Below are 834 nucleotides of genomic sequence, written 5' to 3' on the forward strand. Positions count from 1 at the left end.
CTGGACAGCGGCGCGGAGCTGGACCGGCTGGCCGACCTGGGCCGCACGATGCCGGGCAGCTCGCACGGCACCACGTTCCAGACGATCGCCGAGACCGACCGCATCACCCCGACGGTGCTGCTGCGCCGTACGGCGGCCGTGGTGGAGTTCGGCGCGAACGACGGCGGCCGCACCCAGATGACGGTCAACGGCCACAAGATCGCCGTCCCGACCCCGGTCGCCGTACGGCGCAGCAGCACCGTCGGGGTGATGCGGTCGGTCTCGGCGATCGTCTGGAACGTGGTGCCGTGCGAGCTGCCCGGCATCGTGCGGCCCAGGTCGGCCAGCCGGTCCAGCTCCGCGCCGCTGTCCAGGGCGTCCATACGGGCGGCCAGCGCGGCGATCTTCTGCCTGAACAGCGCCTCGGTCCCGGCGTCCCGCAGGGCACCGATGTGCGGGTACTGGTTGAACTCCGGCCCGGAAGCGGCCTGTTCGAACGTCTCGCGCAGCAGGTCCTTCCACATACGGGGCCGCATCATGATCGACAGGTGCAGTGACACCTGGTCCTCGGCGGCGGCCGCGTGCGGGGTGTTGTAGGGCAGGTAGAGCACGTCGCCCGGCTCCAGGAGGACCTCGATGACCGGCTCGCCGAGCTCCTCGTCGGTGTAGGAGGCGTTGTCGCCGTCGCGCTGGGCGGGCAGGTCCCACAGCTTCCACCGCTTGGTGCCCTCGAGCTGCACGATGAACAGGTCGACCGGGTCGTGGTGCGGGAGGTAGCCGTCCTTGCCGGCCGGGGTGAGGAAGGCGACGACCTCGCTCGGGCAGGCGAAGGTGTCGGCGAACAGGTCGGCCAGG

The 834-nt window shown here is 71.2% G+C and carries 1 protein-coding gene; it reads right to left on the reverse strand.

The annotated features are described in order from the left end of the window. Nucleotides 1–834 (reverse strand): JmjC domain-containing protein (locus CCN33_RS28645; RefSeq protein ID WP_208621937.1); only part of this gene is annotated, 834 nt, incomplete at both ends.

Source organism: Streptomyces recifensis (genome assembly GCF_002154615.1).
Taxonomy (GTDB): domain Bacteria; phylum Actinomycetota; class Actinomycetes; order Streptomycetales; family Streptomycetaceae; genus Streptomyces; species Streptomyces griseoluteus.